This window comes from Corallococcus sp. 4LFB, assembly GCF_046520365.1.
GTDB lineage: Bacteria > Myxococcota > Myxococcia > Myxococcales > Myxococcaceae > Corallococcus > Corallococcus caeni.
This window is the reverse complement of the sequence record NZ_JBKGHJ010001162.1, coordinates 1-724: the sequence shown is the minus strand read 5'-3', so window position 1 is coordinate 724 and position 724 is coordinate 1. Positions and strand designations below refer to the sequence as shown.

1 protein-coding gene is annotated in these 724 nt (G+C 65.9%); it reads right to left on the bottom strand.

All coding sequences use genetic code 11. From position 1 onward, the window contains the following. The coding region (locus tag ACLEQD_RS44705) for a serine/threonine protein kinase (protein WP_410391967.1) at window positions 1-705 on the bottom strand (705 nt) is incomplete at its 3' end. Window positions 706-724 lie beyond the last annotated feature (19 nt).

Here is a 724-nt window from a genome sequence, read left to right as displayed (position 1 = left end):
TTCACTCCAGGGGCGCGCAATCGTCAGCAGGTCATAGAGGCAGATGCCCAGCGCGTAGATGTCATCCGTGGCCTTGAAGGCATAGCGCGCTTCGGACTCCTCGCCGTGCTCGCGCAGGAACTTCGTGGCCTCGGGGGAGCGGTAGCGCCGGGTGCCGGGCGGCAGGGGGGAGTCAGTCAATTCGGGCGCCTGCGCGTAACTGCCCACGCCGAAGTCCAACAGGAAGGGCTCGCCGTCGGAAGCGCGCACGAGGATGTTGCTCAACTTCAAGTCACGGTGGAAGACGCCCCGCGCGTGCACGTGGGCCAGAGCGGAAGCGAGCTTGACGAAGAGGGCCACCACCTCGTGCGCCGTGGGGTGCGTCTTCTCCATCCACTCGCCCAGCGTGTAGCCCTCCACGTAGTCCTCGACGACGTAGAGCCAGCCCCGTGTCGCGTCATTCCATCGGCCGTGGGCATACGTGCGCACGATGTTGGGATGGCCGCTCACCTGGGCCAGGCAGACCATCTCCCGCATCAGGCGCGCGTCCGACTGCTCCGCGTCTCCACTGCTGGCGCGGTGCATGGCCATCTTCAGCGCGAAACGCTGGCCCTCTTTCTCTACGAGGTAGACGGCGCCGAAGGAGCCCGAACCCAGTGCCTTCACCACGCGCCAGCCATCCACCATCTGCCCGGGCTTCAAGCTGGCGGGAATGAAAAGCAGCATGGCCCGCGCTTCTAGAACA